The following is an 18,603-nucleotide window of genomic DNA, read 5'->3' as shown; positions in this document are numbered from 1 at the left end:
AAGCCTTTATTGTTCAAGGTCTATCCTGTAGATTGCCCTTTTACCTTTTGCATGAGGATCGCATATGCACGCTATTATTCTCGATACAGAAACCCATACCTTAAATGGACAACCGATTGAGATTGCTTATGCACCGATTGAGTTAACCCAAGGACAATTAAGTCTCGATAAAAGTCAAATCTTTGATCAGTTGTATCAAGTGGATGAACCGATCTCTTATGCGGCAATGGCCGTGCATCATATTTTACAAAGTGATTTAGACGGTCAACCGCATTATTCAAGTTTTTCTTTACCTTCTGAAACGGTATATATGATCGGTCATAATATTGACTATGACTTACGTGCTATTGAAAAATGTGGGGTAAATACGCAACATATTAAAGCCATTTGCACTTTGGCTTTGGCACGTCGTGTATGGCCAGACGCTGAAGCGCATAATATTTCGGCTTTAATTTATATGATCAGTCAAGGCAGTGCCAAAGCACGTGAAATGATCAAAAAAGCCCACCGTGCCGATATGGATATTATTTTAACCGCCAATATTCTTAATCAAATTATTCAAAAATTAAATCTACACAGTTTAGAAGAACTCTATGCTGCCTCTGAAGATGCCCGTATTCCACGCACCTTAAACTTTGGTAAGCATAAAGGTAGCGCTTTGGCGGATTTACCTCAAGATTATGTACAATGGTTGTTACGTCAAAGCGATTTAGATCCGTATTTACGTAAAGCCCTAGAACAACAAGCCATTCAAACCCTATAAGCAATACGCTTTAGGCAAGTTAACTTGTCTAAAGCAACTTCACTCTGAATTGATACTCTTTTTATGTGAGCTGATCTTTTTCTTATCTAAGATTTACACATCTTAAAAACAAAAATATTTGATTTATAAAAACTATTTTAACATTGCATATACAATTTCATCTCAAACTATCATCACCACCTAAAACTCTAGCACTTTGGTCGCAGGCTACTGAATATTGCTTTTGCCTATAGTGGTGTTTTTACTGAGGCGAAATACGATGTCACATTATTTTTTGTTTGACGCTTTTGATAACCCTATGCATTTAAGCAAAGTCGGCAATTGGGTCATTACATTTTTAAGCCCTAAAGAACAACTCGATGCGATTCAGTTGGCCATTACCTATGTATTGCCACGTCATTTAAGTGATGCCTTACAACCGCGCCGCGTGATTCTGAATAGCACCGACAAAGCTGAGTGTTGGCATATTCAAAGTATTGAATGTTATGACAGCAACAGCCAACAAGAAGTGATCTTATCAAGTGATGAGACAGTAGCTCAAAGCGCACTGCAACAGATTATTCAAGAATTTAGTAAATACGATGTGATGGTTGAGCTGATCACCAATATATAGGCATTAAAAAAGCCCGCGAAGTGGGCTCTGTGTTGGAAGGCTAGTGCTGGTTTCTTGTCTGAAGGGTTACCTCAAGTAACGCTTTATGACGCAACGAGCTGTCATTGATCCGTCCAACTGAGAAGTAGCGTCTTAACAACCTACTGTAAGTGCAATATAAAATGAGCTGATTTTTTTGGCAAGCACAGTTAACATTTGTACAAAATTTACACTACAAAAATGCAATTGTATTTTGAGCCAACAAATAAAATAAAAGACGTATCTACAATAAAAATGGTGCGCCCGGCGGGGATCGAACCCACGGCCTCAGGTTTCGGAAACCTGCACTCTATCCAACTGAGCTACGGACGCGCGGTGCACATCATACCAAAAAAATACATAAGGTAAAGCAACTATCTCAAAGTTATTGCTTTTGTGCCTATGCTTTAAACAATGTTCTGTATTTGCAATGCTAAATTCTGTGAGTATGGCTTGGCTTGGTGCGGCTTATCACTCACAATAGCGGCATTCTGTTGTATATGAGACTTTCATGACTGATGCTTTGACGTTAAGAAACTTATCCAAAACCTATCGTAATGGTTTTCAAGCCTTAAAAGGGATTAATCTTGATGTGCCTGAAGGTGAGTTTTATGCACTTTTGGGACCCAATGGTGCAGGTAAATCTACAACGATCAGCATTATTAGCTCGTTGACTAAAAAAACTTCCGGCACAGTTGAGATTTTTGGGCATAACTTAGATACCCACCCTTCGCATGCTAAACAACACTTAGGCATTGTGCCGCAAGAATTTAACTTTGGTCATTTTGAAAAGACCTTTGATATTTTAGTCACTCAAGCCGGCTATTATGGCATTGCTAAAAAAATCGCTGAACAGCGTGCTGAGTTGTATTTAGAAAAGTTAGGTCTTTGGGAAAAACGCCATACCCAAGCCCGTATGCTCTCAGGCGGCATGAAGCGTCGTTTGATGATTGCCCGTGCCATGATGCATGAACCAAAATTACTCATTTTAGATGAACCCACAGCAGGGGTTGATATTGAGCTACGTCGTTCGATGTGGGATTTTTTAAATGAAGCCAACAGTCAAGGAACATCAATTATTTTAACCACGCATTATTTAGAAGAAGCTGAGATGCTGTGTCGTCGTATTGCGATCATTGACCGTGGTGTGATTAAAGAAGACACCACCATGAAAAGCTTCTTGAATCAACTCAATGAAGAATCCTTTATTTTTGATTTAGCCGAAGCCATTACAGCACCACAACTTGAGATTATTGGGGTGAAATTTAATTTAATTGACCCTGTCACTTTAGAGGTGACCTTAGACAAAGCCCACAGCATGAATGACTTGTTCCAATTGCTACAGGCACAAAATATTCAAGTACGTAGTATGCGCAATAAATCTAATCGTTTAGAAGAGTTATTTGTCAAAATGGTGGAAAAAAACCTTGCTGAGGAGGCAAAATGAACTTTAACCAACTCAGTGTTGCTTTCTTAACTTTATTAAGAAAAGAAATCCGCCGTTTTATGCGTATTTGGCCGCAAACTTTGTTGCCACCTGCCATTACCATGAGTTTGTACTTTGTGATTTTTGGTAATTTGGTCGGCTCGCGTATTGGCGATATGGGCGGCTTTAGCTATATGCAGTTTATTGTGCCCGGCTTAATTATGATGGCCGTGATTACCAATAGTTATGCCAATGTCTCCTCCAGCTTTTTTAGTGCAAAATTCCAAAAAAGCATTGAAGAATTGATTATGAGCCCTGTGCCTCTGCATCTAATTTTATGGGGTTATGTATTAGGTGGGGTATGTCGTGGTTTATTGGTGGCGATTATTGTCACTGCTATGAGTCTATTCTTTACTGACCTGTATATTACCAATTGGTTTGTGACGATTTATACGGTGTTAATTACTTCCTTGCTGTTTGCTCTGGGTGGCTTTATTAATGCGGTCTATGCTAAGTCATTCGATGATATTTCAATTATTCCAACCTTTGTACTGACTCCGCTGACTTATCTAGGCGGTGTGTTTTATGCTATTAGCGCCCTTAGCCCGTTTTGGCAAAATTTATCTTTAATTAACCCTGTAGTATATATGGTCAATGCCTTCCGTTTTGGTATTTTAGGTCATAGCGATGTCAATGTGGGGGTATCGCTTACCGTGATTACATTATGTTGTGGCGCCTTATATGCAACAGCTTACCATTTACTTTCTCGTGGCTCAGGAATGCGTGAATAATGAGTGTAGAACAATCTCTTTTGGGTAAAGACACCCAATACCCAACCCAATATCAGCCTGATATTTTATTTCCGATTGCCCGTGAACCTGCACGTGAGAAATATGCGCAAGTGGCAGGCATTCGCCAAGGTCAAGATTGGTGGCATGTTTTTGAAATTTCTTGGTTAAATCCATATGGCGTACCGCAAGTGGCAATTGGTCGCTTAACGTTACCGGCGAACTCACCCAATCTCATCGAATCAAAATCATTAAAGTTGTACTTTAACAGTATGAACTTTACTCACTTTGCTTCAAAACAGGCTTTTCAAGCGACAGTTGAAAAAGATTTATCCCAAGCAGCAGGTGCAGCCGTTTCTATTGAATTGTTTCATGTCGATGAGCTTCAGGTCTGTAAAGCGCAAGGGATTTGTATTGATGAAAATACACCATCACGCTTAGAACAGCATCCTGATGCTGCACTCTTGGTTCTTGCTGATGATCAAGAAGTCGAAGAAACGCTGTATTCACATTTACTGCGCAGTAATTGCCCAGTGACTGGTCAACCTGATTGGGGCACGGTGTTCATTCGCTATCAAGGCAAGAAAATATGTCATGCAAGTTTGTTGGCTTATATTATTTCCTATCGTCAGCACAACGGCTTTCATGAACAGTGTGTTGAGCAAATCTATGCTGATATTTGGCAAAACCTTAAGCCCAATAAACTCATGGTCTATGCCACTTATACGCGTCGTGGTGGGTTAGACATTAATCCATGTCGTGTTTCTGATGAAGATTGGTTAGTTGAACCCATTCGTTTATCACGTCAATAAACTCAGTGTTTGAAGGTGTCCACATGCCGCGTTTTGGTTTTACGCCATCAGTTGCCTTGCTCAACAATATTCAATATGGCTTAAGGGTAAAAAACTCAGGTGAATCCTTAGCTGCATTGCGCTATGAAACTGCTGTGTGCTTACATACAGAATTAATTTCAAAGCTACTGCATGACTTGGTGGTGCAATTACCCCAAAGTGCAGCACGTGACACCACATTAAAATTGGCAGACTATATTCACGCTAGTGTGGCGTTGATGCTCAAGCCTTTAGACACCAATGTAAGTCATAAAATTGCCAAAGCTTCGATTGAGTTTTATGGCAGAAGTCTATTTAAAAGCCATACGGGTCAGTATCAAGTCGGTTTGGTTTTAGATCCGCGTTTATATACCAATTTAGAACCCAGCTTAAAAGCTGTACAAGCCGGTGAACGAATTGATATTGCTGCGCTCACTGAAACCTATAAGCAAACTGCTGAAAGCTTGGTGGCTTACTTTATAACTGAATTTAGCCAAACCCTGAACTTTGATATGCTACAGGCCAAAGCATGGGATACTGCAACCAGTCATCTGCTTAAAGCGATTTATATTGCGCTTGATCAAATCATGCCGAACTTACATCGGCATGAACTTAAAATTTGGGCCAAGCATCATCTCACACAACTGCATGCTTAAATCACAAAACCAGCTTCGGCTGGTTTTTTAATGGATAAATCTATACGATTTACAAAGCTTTTATTTGTTTTTAAATCACGTAGAATGCTACATAGATCAAGTCAGGGATTGATTTTGTAAGCTTTTGTAGCAATTTTTGCTTTACGCATAGGCTACGATGCTATGTTAGCCATGCAATCGATTTCCTATGTCGCCTTTTGTCTAGATACGTTGTTCATAGTACTATCTAGCAGTCAGTTTTTGGACTTTAACATGACGTTAAAACTTCGTTTCAATCAAAAATTACAACGCTTTGCTATAATGACTTTGGCAGTTTGTGGTAGCAGTTTTGCCGTGCAAGCCAATGACTTTATCAGCCATCCTGAATATGCAAGTTTCAAACAAAAAACCATGCAAACTTATGGTTTAAGCGAACAGCAAATTGATCTTGCTATGAGTGGTTCGCGCAATCGTCCAAATATCATTGAAATTATGAACCGTCCAGGCGAGAGCAAACCTTGGTATAGCTATAAGACTAACTTTTTAGCTGAAGGCACAATTCAGCGTGGGGTTCGCTTTAAACAACAATATGCCGACACCCTAAATCGTGCTGAACAACAATTTGGCGTACCACAAGCCATCATTTTAGGTATTTTAGGCGTTGAGACAGGCTATGGTGCCAATAAAGGTAATTTAATGACCCGCGATGCACTGGCTACACTGGCCTTTGGTTATCCGCGTCGTGCGCCTTATTTCCAAGATGAGTTGGCCGCTTTAATCAACTTTAGTTATAAAGAAGGCATTGTTGCAAGTTCAGTCCAAGGCTCTTATGCAGGTGCAATTGGCTATCCACAATTTATGCCAAGCAATATTCCTAAATTTGGTGTTGACTACGATGGCAATGGTCATATTGATCTGCGTAACTCTGCTGTAGATGCCATTGGTTCAATTGCCAATTACTTAGCACAACATGGTTGGCAGCGTAATCAACCGATTGCTTTTGCCGCACGCTATAGCGGTCAAAATGCCAGCCAAATTATTGCTAAAGATTTAACCCAACCTACGCCATATGGCGTGCTCAATAGTCAAGGTGTTGCGCCGTTAAATCCCTTGGTACGTATTGATCCGTTGGATCTGGTCAATGTGATTGAACTACAGGAAAATTATGGTCCAAGTTACTATATTACCTACCCTAATTTTCAAGTGATTACCACCTATAATAAAAGCCGTATGTACGCTACAGCGGTATGGAAATTAGGGGTTGAAGTGGCTGGTCGTTAACAGCGATTTAAATTCAAACTAAAAAAGTCAACATTTTTTTATTTGCAAATGATTAATAAATATACATTTTAAATAAATTGTTACAATATTGTATATTTATTAATCAATAAAATGGCTTTTTAGTAATTTTTGCCGTTATTTTAGTATCAATGCTAGACACTATGCTGGGCACATGAATATTATCATTTCCGTCAAATGTAGTTGCAAACAGGAATTTATCAAAAGCTTTGCCCGCCTCTACACTGGCAATTTTTTGATATAGGAGTTTTTATGCATTCATCGATTAAATATGTTTTAGCCTTAAGTAGTTTATTTGCCCTGAGTCAGTCGCAGGCTGATATGGTGCAATCATCATCATTAAAACAAGATGCTGATACTACTCGTCTTGCAGCACGTGTATTAAACAAAGAAGCACAAGATTTTAACCAACACTTTTCTAACTTAAACAGTCTTTCAATCACTGAGCGTTCTGGCGACCAAGTTCGTCGTCAAACAATTGCTGCGAAAATCGAAATTCCAGCCGAAGAGCCTTCAGTGATTGAAAAACTTAATACTGTGGCATCCAATACAGTACGTAAGTTTAGCCAAACAGGTATGGCATCTTGGTATGGTCGTCAATTTCATGGTCGTAAAACAGCCAGTGGCGAAACTTTTGATATGAATGCCATGACAGCAGCGCACCGCAGCTTGCCGTTAAACTGTTATATTCGTGTCACCAATAAAACCAATGGCAAGAGTGTTGTCGTCAAAGTCAACGACCGTGGTCCATTCCATGGTAACCGTGTGGTTGACTTATCTTATGGTGCTGCAAAACAATTAGGTATTACCAACGCAGGTACAGCAAAAGTTAGCATTGAGCGTGTGGCCGGTCCTAATTCTTAATTGACGTACTACATTTGATCTAAAAGCCGCACTCGTTGTGGCTTTTTTATTGCTATTACGCAGTGAATCTATGAGCTAAGCGCTGTGTTTTTGTTGATACCCTCAACAGTTTGAGACGTTATGTGTTGGCAGGTATATGCTGTTGCTAAAGTTCAGCACTTCAAGTGAATACGCCAAAGAGCGATATAAAATTTGCCTGTTGCTGATGATTGATGTCAAAATGATCTATAGTAGTCACTGCCCCATCTGCTTTATTTTGCTATGCACGAAAGTCAACTGTTACGCGATTTATTGATCTATATTTTCCCTCAACTTCAACCGCAAGATTTCCCCCAGATTGACCTTGAACAAAGCAGTGATGCTTGGTTTGAAACATGGCTCAACCAACACCGCCTTGCACATCAATATGTCATTGATTGCGATTATCAAGATTGGGCCAATAGCTTTGATTTACAGCTTAATTTTTTAGATGTGATCAAAAAGCCTATTCCGATTGATTCAACTTTAGATGAAATTTATGAATTTTTTGAGCAATTTGAAGCTGAAGATTTTGAAGATCAAGATGCCTATATCGAGGATGAGGATGCCTTACATGGCAACGATGAATTTTTAGAACCTTATTCGCATTATTTTGAACCTAGCGATGATGTGCTTGAACCGACGGTGGTGATTGTTGAGAATCTGCTCAACTGTATTTTAAGCCACGGCTATCATGTACTTGCGATTATGCATCCTTATAAATTTCAATTTATTTTAAGCGATCAGAAATCGAGTGCTTTGACTGATTTAAGTGTGTTATTTGAAGATGCTTATTCACCGCAACAGGTACGTTTATTTTTAACCGATGATTACAGCCATCACCAATTCGCACACTTAATTGGTAAACTCTAAAGCAAGCCATAAAAAAAGCCCCACAATGTAGGGCTTTTTTTAACTTTTACCTAGGGTAAAAATTATTGCGCAGCAGCCGCAGCTTGAGCAGCAGCAACTTCGTCAGCAAAGCTCATTTCAGCTTTCTTCTCAATGCCTTCACCTACTTCAAAGCGAACAAATTGAGCAACTGAAGTTGCAGTTGCTTTAAGTACGTCAGCAACTTTCTTATCGTTGTCGATTACGTACATTTGGTTTACAAGTACAACTTCGTTTAAGTACTTTTGAACCGAACCTGTTACCATTTTTTCAACGATGTTTGCAGGCTTGCCAGATTCAAGCGCTTTCGCTTCAGCAATTTCTTTCTCTTTTGCGATAAGATCAGCAGATACGTCAGCTTCGTTTACAGCAACAGGGTTGAACGCAGCAACGTGCATTGCAATACCTTTACCAGTTGCAACATCACCTTCAAAAGATACAACAACACCGATTTTTAAACCGTGTTTGTAAACAGCAAGGTTTGCGCCTTCAACGATTGTTGCACGACGAACTTGAATGTTTTCACCGATTTTTTGAACAAGTGCAATACGCGCTTCTTCAACAGTTACGCCATCTTCAAGTTTAAGTTCAGCAATTTGAGCTGCGTCAGTTACGTTTGCAGCTAATGCAGCAGCAGCAACTTTAGCTGAGAAACCAGCAAAGTTTTCGTCTTTAGCAACGAAGTCAGTTTGGCAGTTTACTTCTAAAAGAAGTGCTTTGTTGCCGTCTTGAGCAATTGTGATCGCGCCGTCAGCTGCGATGTTACCCGCTTTTTTAGCTGCTTTTGCTTGACCTGATTTACGAAGGTTGTCAATTGCAAGCTCAACGTCGCCACCAGCTTCAGTTAACGCTTTTTTGCATTCCATCATTGCAAGGCCAGTACGGTCACGCAATTCTTTTACCATGCTTGCTGTAATTGCAGTCATGTGAATCTCCTAAATTCGGTAGAAATATATTCTTATTTGGAACAGAAACGGCCCAGAGGTTGTCTCATGGGCCGCCTGCATACATAACGCTTACTATGCCACCATCACATGTCGCAAAAATGACAAGCTCGCGTCAAACGCATTAAGCCTCTGGAGCTTCTTTAACGTCTTCAGCTTTTGCTTGCGCATTTGCTTGAGTTTGAGCGTATTCTTTACCAGCAAGAATCGCGTCAGCCATAGCAGAAGCATAAAGTGTTACTGCACGGATCGCATCGTCGTTACCCGGAATTACGTAGTCTACGTTGTCTGGGTTAGAGTTTGTATCAACGATACCGATTACAGGAATACCTAAGTTTTTAGCTTCTTTGATTGCAATTGCTTCGTGATCAACGTCGATTACGAATAATGCATCAGGTAAACCGCCCATGTTTTTCACGCCGCCTAAAGCACGCTCAAGTTTTTCCATCTCACGAGTACGCTCTAAAGCTTCACGTTTAGTAAGCTTAGCGAAAGTACCGTCTTGAGATTGAGTTTGAAGGTCTTTTAAACGGTTGATTGATTGACGAAGAGTTTTCCAGTTCGTCAACATACCACCTAACCAACGGTGATCAACGTATGGTTGACCTGCGCGTTGCGCTTGTTCACGGATGATTGCAGAAGCAGCACGTTTCGTACCAACAAACAAAACTTTGTTCTTTTTGCTTGCTAAGTTGTTAGCAAAGTTCAAAGCATCATTTAACGCAGGAACAGTGTGCTCAAGGTTGATGATGTGAATTTTGTTACGCGCGCCAAAGATGTAGTCGCGCATTTTTGGATTCCAAAAACGTGTTTGGTGACCGAAGTGAGCGCCTGCTTGAAGAAGGTCGCGCATGCTTACGTTGTAATCTGCCATTTTCTTTTACCTTAAAGATTTGGGTTAGGCCTCCATATATCCGCATTCTCCACCTTAAAAAAAGGCACCCAGAGAAATGTGTCGATATATGTGCGGATTTTAATGCCCCATCGCACAAAGCCCGTGAAATATATTCACGAAAAAGCATTTGATAAAATGGGCGGCTATTTATACCATAGTCATATATAAATTTCCAAAAGTTTTTAAAGATCATGAACAGTACTTACCAAGCGCCACGTCGTTTAATCCGATCTGCTGAAGATATCGAAAAGATGCGTGTAGCAGGACGACTCGCCGCAGAAGTCTTGGATATGATCAAACCGCATATCGTTCCGGGTGTGACGACACTTGAACTTGATACGATTTGTCATGATTATATCGTGAAGCAACAAGACGCAATCCCTGCATGCTTAGGCTACGGTGCAGCACCGGGTCGTCCAGCCTTTCAACATGTGATTTGTACTTCGGTCAATCATGTGGTGTGTCACGGGGTTCCATCGGATGCCAAGAAACTTAAAAAAGGCGATATTTTAAATATTGATGTGACGGTGATTAAAGACGGTTTCCACGGCGATACCAACATGATGTATGTGGTCGGCGGTGAAACGTCTATTTTGGCCAATCGTTTATGTACCGTGGCACAAGAAGCCTTATATCGTGGTATTGCCATGGTTAAACCGGGCGCGACGATTGGCGACATTGGTCATGCGATTCAGTTGTACGTTGAATCTGAGCGTTTTAGCGTGGTACGTGAGTACTGTGGTCATGGTATTGGTGATGTATTCCACGACGAGCCACAAGTATTACACTATGGTCAACCCAATTCAGGCATGATTTTAGAAGAAGGCATGACCTTTACTATTGAGCCTATGGTCAATGCCGGTGATTGGAAAACCAAACTACTTGGCGATAAATGGACGGTGGTGACCAAAGACCATAGCTTATCGGCACAGTATGAACATACTTTGTTAGTCACTAAAAACGGTGTAGAGGTGCTTACCGCTCGCCCTGAAGAAGATTTATCACGCTTTAGTGCTTAATGCGTTATAACGATAAAAGACCACATTGATGTGGTCTTTTTTTATGCTTTAATGCATCATTGATAACCAAAAATAATAGATCAGTTGAACTTAATTTTATCGTTGTGCTGCGCTGAATCGTCTACCATAGTTTCAGCCAACATAATGGGGATGTTGTATGTCAGATACACGCTTTTCAAACGCTTTAATTTATATGCTGATTGGCAGTGCGATTATTTTGGCACTGTCTTTGGGCGTACGTCACGCTTTTGGCTTGTATTTAGTACCCATGAGCCATGAGTTTGGCTGGGGACATAATGTTTTTAGCCTTGCGATTGCCTTACAAAATTTAATTTGGGGCGCAGTACAGCCCATTACCGGTGCCTTTGCCGATAAATATGGCTCTAAAGTTGTGGTGATCGTAGGTGGAGTGCTCTACGCTTTAGGCTTAAGCCTGATGGCCATGAGTTCAACAGGTCTGTTGTTAAATTTGAGTGCTGGTTTGATTTTAGGCTTAGCGTTATCGGCAACCTCATTCCCTGTTTTACTCTCGGCAGTTGGACGTGCCGCCCACCCGTCTAAACGTAGTCTTGCGATGGGGATTGCCAGTGCCGCAGGTTCCTTTGGGCAATTTATTATGTTGCCGACCACCTTATTGCTATTACAAAACTTTGGATGGAAAAGTGCGTTACTGATCAGTGCGATTTTGGTGGCGCTATTAGTACCACTGGCTTGGACTTTAAAAGCGCCAATGTATGTCGATCCAAATGCGCAACCAAGTAACAAGCCTGCATTGTCTTTTAAGCAAATTTTAGTGATTGCCAAGAACCATAAACCCTTTTGGTTTTTATCTTTAGGTTTTTTTGTCTGTGGCTTTCAGGTGGTGTTTATTGGTATTCATTTACCCGGTTACTTAATTGATCATGGTTTTAATGCCACCACAGGCACTGTATTTTTAGCTTTAGTCGGTTTGTTTAATATTGTCGGTACCTATACCGCAGGTTGGTTAGGCGGTAAGTACTCTAAAGCACACTTATTGATGGGCTTATATGGCTTACGCGGTGTGGCAATGATTCTGTTTTTAATGCTACCGCTCACCACCTATAGCGTTTACGCGTTTGGTGTAGTGATGGGCTTATTATGGCTGTCCACCGTGCCGCTCACCAATGGTATTGTGGCCAATATGTTTGGGGTGAAATACTTAACCATGCTCAGTGGCTTGGTGTTTTTTACCCATCAAGTGGGTTCATTTTTGGGTGGGTGGCTTGGCGGTTTAAACCATGACATGACTGGCAATTACAATGTGGTCTGGACGCTGTCAATTTTATTAAGTATCTTTGGGGTGTTGGTTCACTTTATGGTCAATGAAAAGGCGGTGGTGCATGACTGAAATCTCTTGGCCATTTAAATTGGCATTAGGCTGCATGTTAGTTTTGCTTTTGCTGCTTTCTGTCAGCCTCTGGCTTAATACGCCTGATTTGTTTGAATATTTTAATCAAGCCTTTTGTGCACACTAAATCATGATTTAAGCACATCAATTTTATATTGAATGCTGTAATAAAAAACCCCGCAAGTCTAAACTTACGGGGTTTTATTTTAATCTTACAACTTAGAACAAGCGGTTCATACCATTTAATGTTGCCACGCGATAGGCTTCTGCCATGGTTGGGTAGTTAAATGTGGTTTCCACAAAATACTTAATGGTGTTGTTCGGGCTGTTCATGACTGCCTGACCAATGTGAATAATTTCCGAGGCATTGTTACCAAAGCAATGTACGCCTAAAATTTCCAAGGTATCACGGTGGAACAACAATTTGAGTTCACCCACCGTATCGCCGGTAATTTGCGCACGGGCCAAATGACGGAAAGAAGCTTGACCCACTTCATAAGGAATCTTTTCTTCGGTCAATTGCTGCTCGGTTTTACCAATCGATGAAATTTCAGGAATGGTATAAATCCCTGTTGGAATATCAGTCACCGGTTTAATGCCTTCTTCACCGCTCATATTACCACCTGCCGAACGACCTTGGTCATATGCAGCTGAAGCAAGCGATGGCCAACCAATGACATCACCTGCCGCGAAAATATTTTCCACTTCAGTTTGATATTTGTCATCCACCATAATTTGACCACGGCTATTTGGCGTAATGCCGACATTTTCTAGCCCTAAACCATCGGTATTGCCAGAACGGCCGTTACACCACAAAATAGCATCGGCTTTAATTTTCTTACCGCTTTGTAGGTGTAACACCACATGATCATCAAAGGTTTCTAAATGATCAATTTGCTCGTTATGACGAATCAAGACCCCTTGTTCACGCAAGTGATATGACAAGGCATCTGAAATTTCATCATCAAGATAGCTTAACAATTTAGGTTGGGTGTTAATTAAATCGACTTTATGATCTAAACCAATAAAGATCGACGCATATTCACAGCCAATTACACCTGCACCATAAATGATGATTTTTTGAATCGAGTAATCAAGGTCTAAAATCTTATCCGAATCAAAAACGCGTGGATGATTAAAATCAAGCATCGCTGGACGATAAGGACGGCTACCTGTTGCCACCACAATTTGTTGGCAAATGATGGTCTCATTAATGCCTTCAGGACTAAAAATTAAAACGGTATTTTTGTCTTGGATATAAGCACGGCCATGAAAAATATCAATTTTATTGCGGTCGTAAAAACGCGAATGCGTGTCTACTTGTTGCTGAATCACTTTATGCGCGCTTTGCAACACTTGCTTCATGGTAAATTGACGCCAATCGCCCATTTTTTTAAACATTGGGTCACGGCGATAACGGATAATGTTTGAAACCGTTTGACGTAAGGCTTTACTTGGAATGGTACCCACATGGGTACAGTTACCACCGAGTTGCTCACGCAGATCTACAATTGCAACACGCTTACCAGATTTGGCAAGTTTCATTGCCGCGCCTTCGCCCGCAGGGCCCGAACCGAGAACAACCGCATCGTATTTTACGAAAGTCCCACTAACGACCTCTTTTTTACGTGGCATTCAACGCTCCTTTAAAAATTCAATTTTGCTGTTTATCTTAAAGATATTATCACTGAAATAGAATGCTTTTGCTGTGTTTTACTGTATTTAGTCATCATATATTAACCAACAACAACATTTCTAAAATGAATACTGTTTTTACCCCATTTAAAGGGAACTTGGTTATAATGGCGCATTGTGATTAAAACATCTCCCCCGTTAAAAAACAGTGGAAAAATTGAATATGTCTGAAAACCGTAAACCTGAACAGGGTGTTAAACTTCGTGGCGCAGAGAAAGTCGCGCGTATTCCTGTAAAAGTTGTTCCTACGGTGGACACCCCACGTAAGCCCGATTGGATTCGCGTTAAAATGGCGGCACCAGAAGAAGTGCAACGCATTAAAACCACCTTACGTGCGCAAAAATTACATACCGTCTGTGAAGAAGCTGCTTGTCCAAACTTACCTGAATGTTTTGGCGGGGGGACTGCAACTTTTATGATTATGGGTGATATTTGTACCCGTCGTTGCCCATTTTGCGATGTGGCACATGGTCGTCCAAATGCTCTTGATCCTGATGAACCACGTCATATGGCAGAAACCATTGCCAACTTAGGTCTTAAATATGCCGTGATTACCTCAGTCGATCGTGATGATTTACTCGACGGTGGTGCACAGCATTTTGTAGATTGTATTAAAGAAGCGCGTGCTTTAAGTCCAAATACATTGCTTGAAATTTTAGTACCTGACTTCCGCGGTCGTATGGATGTTGCATTACGTATTATGACCGAGTGCCCGCCTGATGTGTTTAACCACAACATCGAAACTGTACCTCGTTTATACAAAGCCATGCGCCCGGGTTCAGATTACCAGCATTCCTTAAACTTACTCAAAATGTTTAAAGAGTATTGCCCTGACGTACCAACCAAATGCGGTTTAATGGTAGGTATTGGTGAAACTGAAGAAGAAGTGATTGCATTGCTGGATGACTTACATGCGCACGGCGTTGATTACGTGACCATTGGTCAGTACTTACAGCCGTCTAAGCAACATGCACCGATTGACCGCTTTGTGACACCAGAGGAATTTGAGCGCTACACTGCACACGGTCAAAAACTAGGTTTTAAAAATATTTGGGCTGCACCAATGGTGCGTTCAAGCTATTTTGCTGACCGTCAATACTATGGCGAGCCAGTGCCTGCGGTACGTCGTAAAGCCGATGCTGCCAAAAAAATTGATATACAAGTCATCGAAGCTTAAAGTGTCTATATTAAAAAGCCCGCAATTGCGGGCTTTTTTAATGATCTTTATCATCATCTTGTGACTTAAGATCATCTCGACAAAAACACACAATTAAAATTCACATATATTCTAGCGTCAGTTTCAATCTGTTTTTCTACGACTTTTTTAGCGTAGGCAGCAATCTAAGCTACGGTTTAAACTGTAATCGCTTTATAGATTAAAAATACAGAGGAAAATATGTCACAACAAGATTATGAAAATGGTTTAAAAGTACGCACCGAAGTCATGGGAGAGCATTTTGTCAAACGCGCGCAAGACAATACCGTGCCCTTCACCGCGCCATTACAAGATTGGATTAATGAACATGCTTGGGGTTCAACATGGCAACGTGAAGGTGTATTACCGCGTAAATATCGTTCGCTGATTACCATTGCATTTTTAGTTGCCCAAAAAAGCCCAACAGAACTCAAAGGTCATGTTCGTGGTGCTTTAAACAACGGTGCTACAGTAGAAGAAATTCAAGAAGTGTTATTACATAGTTTGCCATATTGCGGTGCACCTGCTACCCAAGAAGCATTTCGTGCTGCCTTAGAAGTGATTCAAGAGTATCAAGGCTAAAACAGACATAAAAAAAACGAGCCGTGGCTCGTTTTTTTGACTAAGCAATAATACTTAGAAGCGGAAGCTTAAACCAAGTTTCGCCACTGGTAACCACTCATATTCATCATCGTTCTGTAATTTTTTACGTTGATTTGCTAATGCTTCAGCAGCTGTTGTTGTGCCATTTACATCTAAAGCATCTTGGCTACCTGTATTATAAAGTGTTACTTCAGGATTACCTGTATAATATGCACCAATTTCACCAAATACGCCCCAACGGTTATTAATCGCTGGTGAGAAACCAATCCCTGCATATGGGGCAATATCATTACCATATTTCAGTTTACCTATAACATTACCTACATCAGCACCAAATGTTTTACCATCTAATTTGATTTCGCCATCACTACCTGGACGACCTTTTAGATCATATTTAGAATCAATATAACTAACACCCGCTGCCATATAGAACCAATTTGACCATGGGCGAATTTGCGCATTTAAGTAAGCGACATTATTGTCCATTTCCGCATCGTACTTTGTACCATCTACAGAAATATCATCAGACCAAGAAATATCGCCACCGTTATAACCTAAGACCACATCAACTTTTGAGTTGGGAGTCCACACCAAAGCACCACCATAACCCGTAGTACCCACTTCAGCACGTACGCCAGATGGAACTAATTGATTACCGTGAAACTCATAGCCATCTTTGACAACAGCCGAGTCTGCCATAACAGAACCTGCGGTCGCTAAAGCTGCAGCTGCAACAAGCATACGTAATTTCATATTTTTCTCCTCAGAATGAGCTTTTTTGTGTTCATGTATTGTTATGCAGCACATAATAGGCTGTTTTTGGCTTAAATTTCACTCAAAAAATGATTTTTTTTTGTTATCTTTTGATACAAATAAGAATATCTATTAATAATTCAACAATTTTCTTTGTTTAAGTTTTGATTTTCTGCACCAGCATAATGCAAAAAATGCCCCCTTTTCAGGCAAAAAAAAATACTGCATTTTTATTGTAAATATGCAGATATTTTTCATCTATTTTTTAAAAAATATGGTGTACACTCGTGAAAAATTTTTTATTTATAAGGAAAGATACATGTCAAAAATTTCAACAATTATTGAACAAGCCTTTGAAAATATAGCAAATTTTAGCGCAGCTGATTGCCCAACTGAAGTTCGCCAAGCTGTTGAAGAGGCAATTGCTGGTTTAGACAATGGTAGCCTACGTGTTGCTGAAAAAATTGAGGGTGAGTGGGTTGTTCAGCAATGGTTGAAAAAGGCTGTTTTACTCTCTTTTAAATTAAACGATAATAAAGTAATTGAGTCATGTGACTTGCGTTTTTATGATAAAGTAGACACCAAGTTTCATGGCTGGACAGACGCACAATTTAAAGCTGCGGGTGTACGTGTCGTGCCACCTGCTGTAGCACGTAAAGGCTCTTTCCAAGCCAAAAATGTGGTGCTCATGCCATCTTATGTCAATATTGGCGCTTATGTCGATGAAGGCACAATGGTGGACACATGGGCGACTGTCGGCTCATGTGCACAAATTGGTAAAAATGTACATTTGTCAGGTGGTGTCGGTATTGGTGGCGTCCTTGAGCCATTACAAGCCAATCCAACCATTATCGAAGACAATTGCTTTATTGGCGCACGTTCTGAAATTGTAGAAGGTGTGATTGTTGAAGAAGGCTCTGTGATTTCTATGGGCGTTTTCATTGGTCAGTCTACTAAAATTTATGATCGTGAAACCGGTGAAATCCATTACGGTCGTGTACCTGCCGGTTCTGTGGTGGTATCGGGTAGCTTGCCATCAAAATGTGGTACTTACAGCTTGTATGCTGCAATTATCGTAAAAAAAGTAGATGCCAAGACGCGTGCCAAAACCAGCTTGAATGATTTATTACGCGAAGATTAATGTTTTAATGTTGGCGTACGGAACTTAAGTTAAGTTTCCTATCTCTACAACTTCTATGGTTGTAGGGATTTTTATTTTTATACCCCTATTATTTCTTTTCGGTTAATTTTGTTATGAATACGCTTCGATCTTCTGCTATCCCTGTTTCTGATCCATCTGCGGGTTTACGCATTACCGAGATCTTTTATTCATTACAAGGTGAAGCCAACAGTGCAGGTTTGCCTACAGTCTTTATTCGCTTAACTGGTTGTCCGCTACGTTGCAGCTATTGTGATACCACTTACTCTTTTGAAGGCGGTGAGCGCCAATCTTTAGATGACATTATCCAAACCACATTAAATTATGGCACGGTGCATGTGTGTGTGACCGGGGGTGAACCACTGGCTCAGCCAAATGCATTGCCTTTAATGCAGCGTTTAAGTGACTTAGGTTGCCAAGTGTCTTTAGAGACCAGTGGTGCTTTGGATGTGTCAAAAGTTGATCCACGCGTATCAAAAGTCTTAGATTTAAAAACCCCAACTTCAGGTGAAGTGGCACGTAATTTATTGAGTAATTTGGAGCATTTGAGTCAGCACGATCAAATAAAATTTGTGATTTGTAATCGTGAAGATTATGAATGGTCAAAACAGCAGCTAGAACAGTACCAATTGGCAGATAAAGTCAGTACGGTATGGTTCTCGCCTGCGTTTGCAGTTGAAAAAGGTGCTGTTCGTATGCCGCAATTGGCACGCGATCTAGCGCAATGGATTTTAGATGACCGTCTCCCTGTTCGTTTTCAATTACAGTTACATAAATTACTGTGGAATGACGAAACCGGTCGTTAATTTTAGTTCATTTTTTGGAG

The 18,603-nt window shown here is 40.6% G+C and carries 19 protein-coding genes and 1 tRNA gene; 15 read left to right on the top strand and 5 right to left on the bottom strand.

Going from position 1 to position 18,603, the window contains the following annotated elements; translation table 11 throughout:
- Positions 1–64: 64 nt before the first annotated feature.
- The gene (locus tag Q0Z55_RS00925; protein ID WP_297422904.1) at positions 65–763 is read left to right on the top strand and encodes a DUF3820 family protein; all 699 of its coding nucleotides are present in this window, start codon (positions 65–67) and stop codon (positions 761–763) included.
- Between the two features lie 259 nt (positions 764–1,022).
- The gene (locus Q0Z55_RS00920) at positions 1,023–1,376 is read left to right on the top strand and encodes a hypothetical protein (RefSeq protein WP_297422901.1); all 354 of its coding nucleotides are present in this window, start codon (positions 1,023–1,025) and stop codon (positions 1,374–1,376) included.
- 274 nt (positions 1,377–1,650) lie between these two features.
- On the opposite strand, the gene Q0Z55_RS00915 is transcribed toward Q0Z55_RS00920, so the two are convergent.
- A tRNA-Arg gene (locus Q0Z55_RS00915) sits at positions 1,651–1,727 on the bottom strand.
- 178 nt (positions 1,728–1,905) lie between these two features.
- On the opposite strand from Q0Z55_RS00915, the gene Q0Z55_RS00910 reads away from it, so the two are divergent.
- From Q0Z55_RS00910 to Q0Z55_RS00880, 7 genes are all read left to right on the top strand, one after another.
- Positions 1,906–2,841, top strand: a complete 936-nt coding sequence (locus Q0Z55_RS00910) for an ABC transporter ATP-binding protein (RefSeq protein WP_297422897.1) — start codon at positions 1,906–1,908, stop codon at positions 2,839–2,841.
- Positions 2,838–3,611, top strand: a complete 774-nt coding sequence (locus tag Q0Z55_RS00905; protein WP_297422895.1) for an ABC transporter permease — start codon at positions 2,838–2,840, stop codon at positions 3,609–3,611. Before Q0Z55_RS00910 ends, Q0Z55_RS00905 begins: the two co-directional genes overlap by 4 nt.
- Positions 3,611–4,420, top strand: a complete 810-nt coding sequence (gene queF, locus Q0Z55_RS00900; protein ID WP_297422892.1) for an NADPH-dependent 7-cyano-7-deazaguanine reductase QueF — start codon at positions 3,611–3,613, stop codon at positions 4,418–4,420. The genes Q0Z55_RS00905 and queF overlap by 1 nt, the downstream gene beginning before the upstream one ends.
- A gap of 23 nt (positions 4,421–4,443) precedes the next feature.
- Positions 4,444–5,094 (top strand): hypothetical protein, encoded by a 651-nt coding sequence (locus tag Q0Z55_RS00895; RefSeq protein ID WP_297422889.1) that lies wholly within the window; start codon positions 4,444–4,446, stop codon positions 5,092–5,094.
- 252 nt (positions 5,095–5,346) lie between these two features.
- Positions 5,347–6,354, top strand: coding sequence for a lytic murein transglycosylase B (gene mltB, locus Q0Z55_RS00890; RefSeq protein WP_297422886.1), 1,008 nt, complete (start codon positions 5,347–5,349; stop codon positions 6,352–6,354).
- Between the two features lie 270 nt (positions 6,355–6,624).
- Positions 6,625–7,236 carry a septal ring lytic transglycosylase RlpA family protein gene (locus tag Q0Z55_RS00885; RefSeq protein WP_297422883.1) on the top strand — a complete coding sequence of 204 codons (612 nt, stop codon included), beginning with the start codon at positions 6,625–6,627 and terminating at the stop codon, positions 7,234–7,236.
- 261 nt (positions 7,237–7,497) lie between these two features.
- A complete protein-coding gene (locus Q0Z55_RS00880) occupies positions 7,498–8,127 on the top strand; it encodes a hypothetical protein (RefSeq protein WP_297422880.1) in 630 nt (209 codons plus the stop codon).
- Between the two features lie 62 nt (positions 8,128–8,189).
- Here the strand turns inward: Q0Z55_RS00880 and tsf are convergent, their stop codons facing one another.
- Together tsf and rpsB are read right to left on the bottom strand one after the other, a co-directional pair.
- Positions 8,190–9,071, bottom strand: a complete 882-nt coding sequence (tsf, locus tag Q0Z55_RS00875; protein WP_297422877.1) for a translation elongation factor Ts — start codon at positions 9,069–9,071, stop codon at positions 8,190–8,192.
- Between the two features lie 142 nt (positions 9,072–9,213).
- Positions 9,214–9,963 (bottom strand): 30S ribosomal protein S2, encoded by a 750-nt coding sequence (rpsB, locus tag Q0Z55_RS00870; RefSeq protein WP_297422875.1) that lies wholly within the window; start codon positions 9,961–9,963, stop codon positions 9,214–9,216.
- A gap of 212 nt (positions 9,964–10,175) precedes the next feature.
- Between rpsB and map the strand changes: the two genes are divergently transcribed.
- Together map and Q0Z55_RS00860 are read left to right on the top strand one after the other, a co-directional pair.
- The gene (gene map, locus Q0Z55_RS00865; protein WP_297422871.1) at positions 10,176–11,003 is read left to right on the top strand and encodes a type I methionyl aminopeptidase; all 828 of its coding nucleotides are present in this window, start codon (positions 10,176–10,178) and stop codon (positions 11,001–11,003) included.
- Positions 11,004–11,160: 157 nt separating this feature from the next.
- Positions 11,161–12,372, top strand: coding sequence for an MFS transporter (locus Q0Z55_RS00860; RefSeq protein ID WP_297422868.1), 1,212 nt, complete (start codon positions 11,161–11,163; stop codon positions 12,370–12,372).
- Between the two features lie 219 nt (positions 12,373–12,591).
- Here Q0Z55_RS00860 and sthA read toward each other — a convergent pair whose 3' ends face one another.
- A complete protein-coding gene (sthA, locus tag Q0Z55_RS00855) occupies positions 12,592–14,007 on the bottom strand; it encodes a Si-specific NAD(P)(+) transhydrogenase (protein ID WP_297422865.1) in 1,416 nt (471 codons plus the stop codon).
- 223 nt (positions 14,008–14,230) lie between these two features.
- Here sthA and lipA point away from each other — a divergent pair, with 223 nt between their 5' ends.
- Together lipA and Q0Z55_RS00845 are read left to right on the top strand one after the other, a co-directional pair.
- Entirely contained in the window at positions 14,231–15,244 is a 1,014-nt protein-coding gene (gene lipA, locus Q0Z55_RS00850; protein ID WP_297422862.1) for a lipoyl synthase, read from the top strand.
- Positions 15,245–15,463: 219 nt separating this feature from the next.
- Positions 15,464–15,844 carry a carboxymuconolactone decarboxylase family protein gene (locus Q0Z55_RS00845; protein ID WP_297422859.1) on the top strand — a complete coding sequence of 127 codons (381 nt, stop codon included), beginning with the start codon at positions 15,464–15,466 and terminating at the stop codon, positions 15,842–15,844.
- A 54-nt stretch (positions 15,845–15,898) separates the two neighbouring features.
- Here Q0Z55_RS00845 and carO read toward each other — a convergent pair whose 3' ends face one another.
- Positions 15,899–16,618 carry an ornithine uptake porin CarO gene (gene carO, locus Q0Z55_RS00840; RefSeq protein ID WP_297422855.1) on the bottom strand — a complete coding sequence of 240 codons (720 nt, stop codon included), beginning with the start codon at positions 16,616–16,618 and terminating at the stop codon, positions 15,899–15,901.
- 319 nt (positions 16,619–16,937) lie between these two features.
- Between carO and dapD the strand changes: the two genes are divergently transcribed.
- Both dapD and queE read left to right on the top strand, forming a co-directional pair.
- On the top strand, positions 16,938–17,759 hold the full coding sequence (gene dapD, locus Q0Z55_RS00835) for a 2,3,4,5-tetrahydropyridine-2,6-dicarboxylate N-succinyltransferase (RefSeq protein WP_297422852.1): 822 nt from the start codon (positions 16,938–16,940) through the stop codon (positions 17,757–17,759).
- Between the two features lie 113 nt (positions 17,760–17,872).
- Positions 17,873–18,583 carry a 7-carboxy-7-deazaguanine synthase QueE gene (gene queE / locus Q0Z55_RS00830; protein ID WP_297422849.1) on the top strand — a complete coding sequence of 237 codons (711 nt, stop codon included), beginning with the start codon at positions 17,873–17,875 and terminating at the stop codon, positions 18,581–18,583.
- Positions 18,584–18,603: the final 20 nt, after the last annotated feature.

This window comes from uncultured Acinetobacter sp. (genome assembly GCF_947626835.1).
Classification (GTDB): domain Bacteria; phylum Pseudomonadota; class Gammaproteobacteria; order Pseudomonadales; family Moraxellaceae; genus Acinetobacter.
This window is presented reverse-complemented; position numbering and strand designations above follow the sequence as displayed.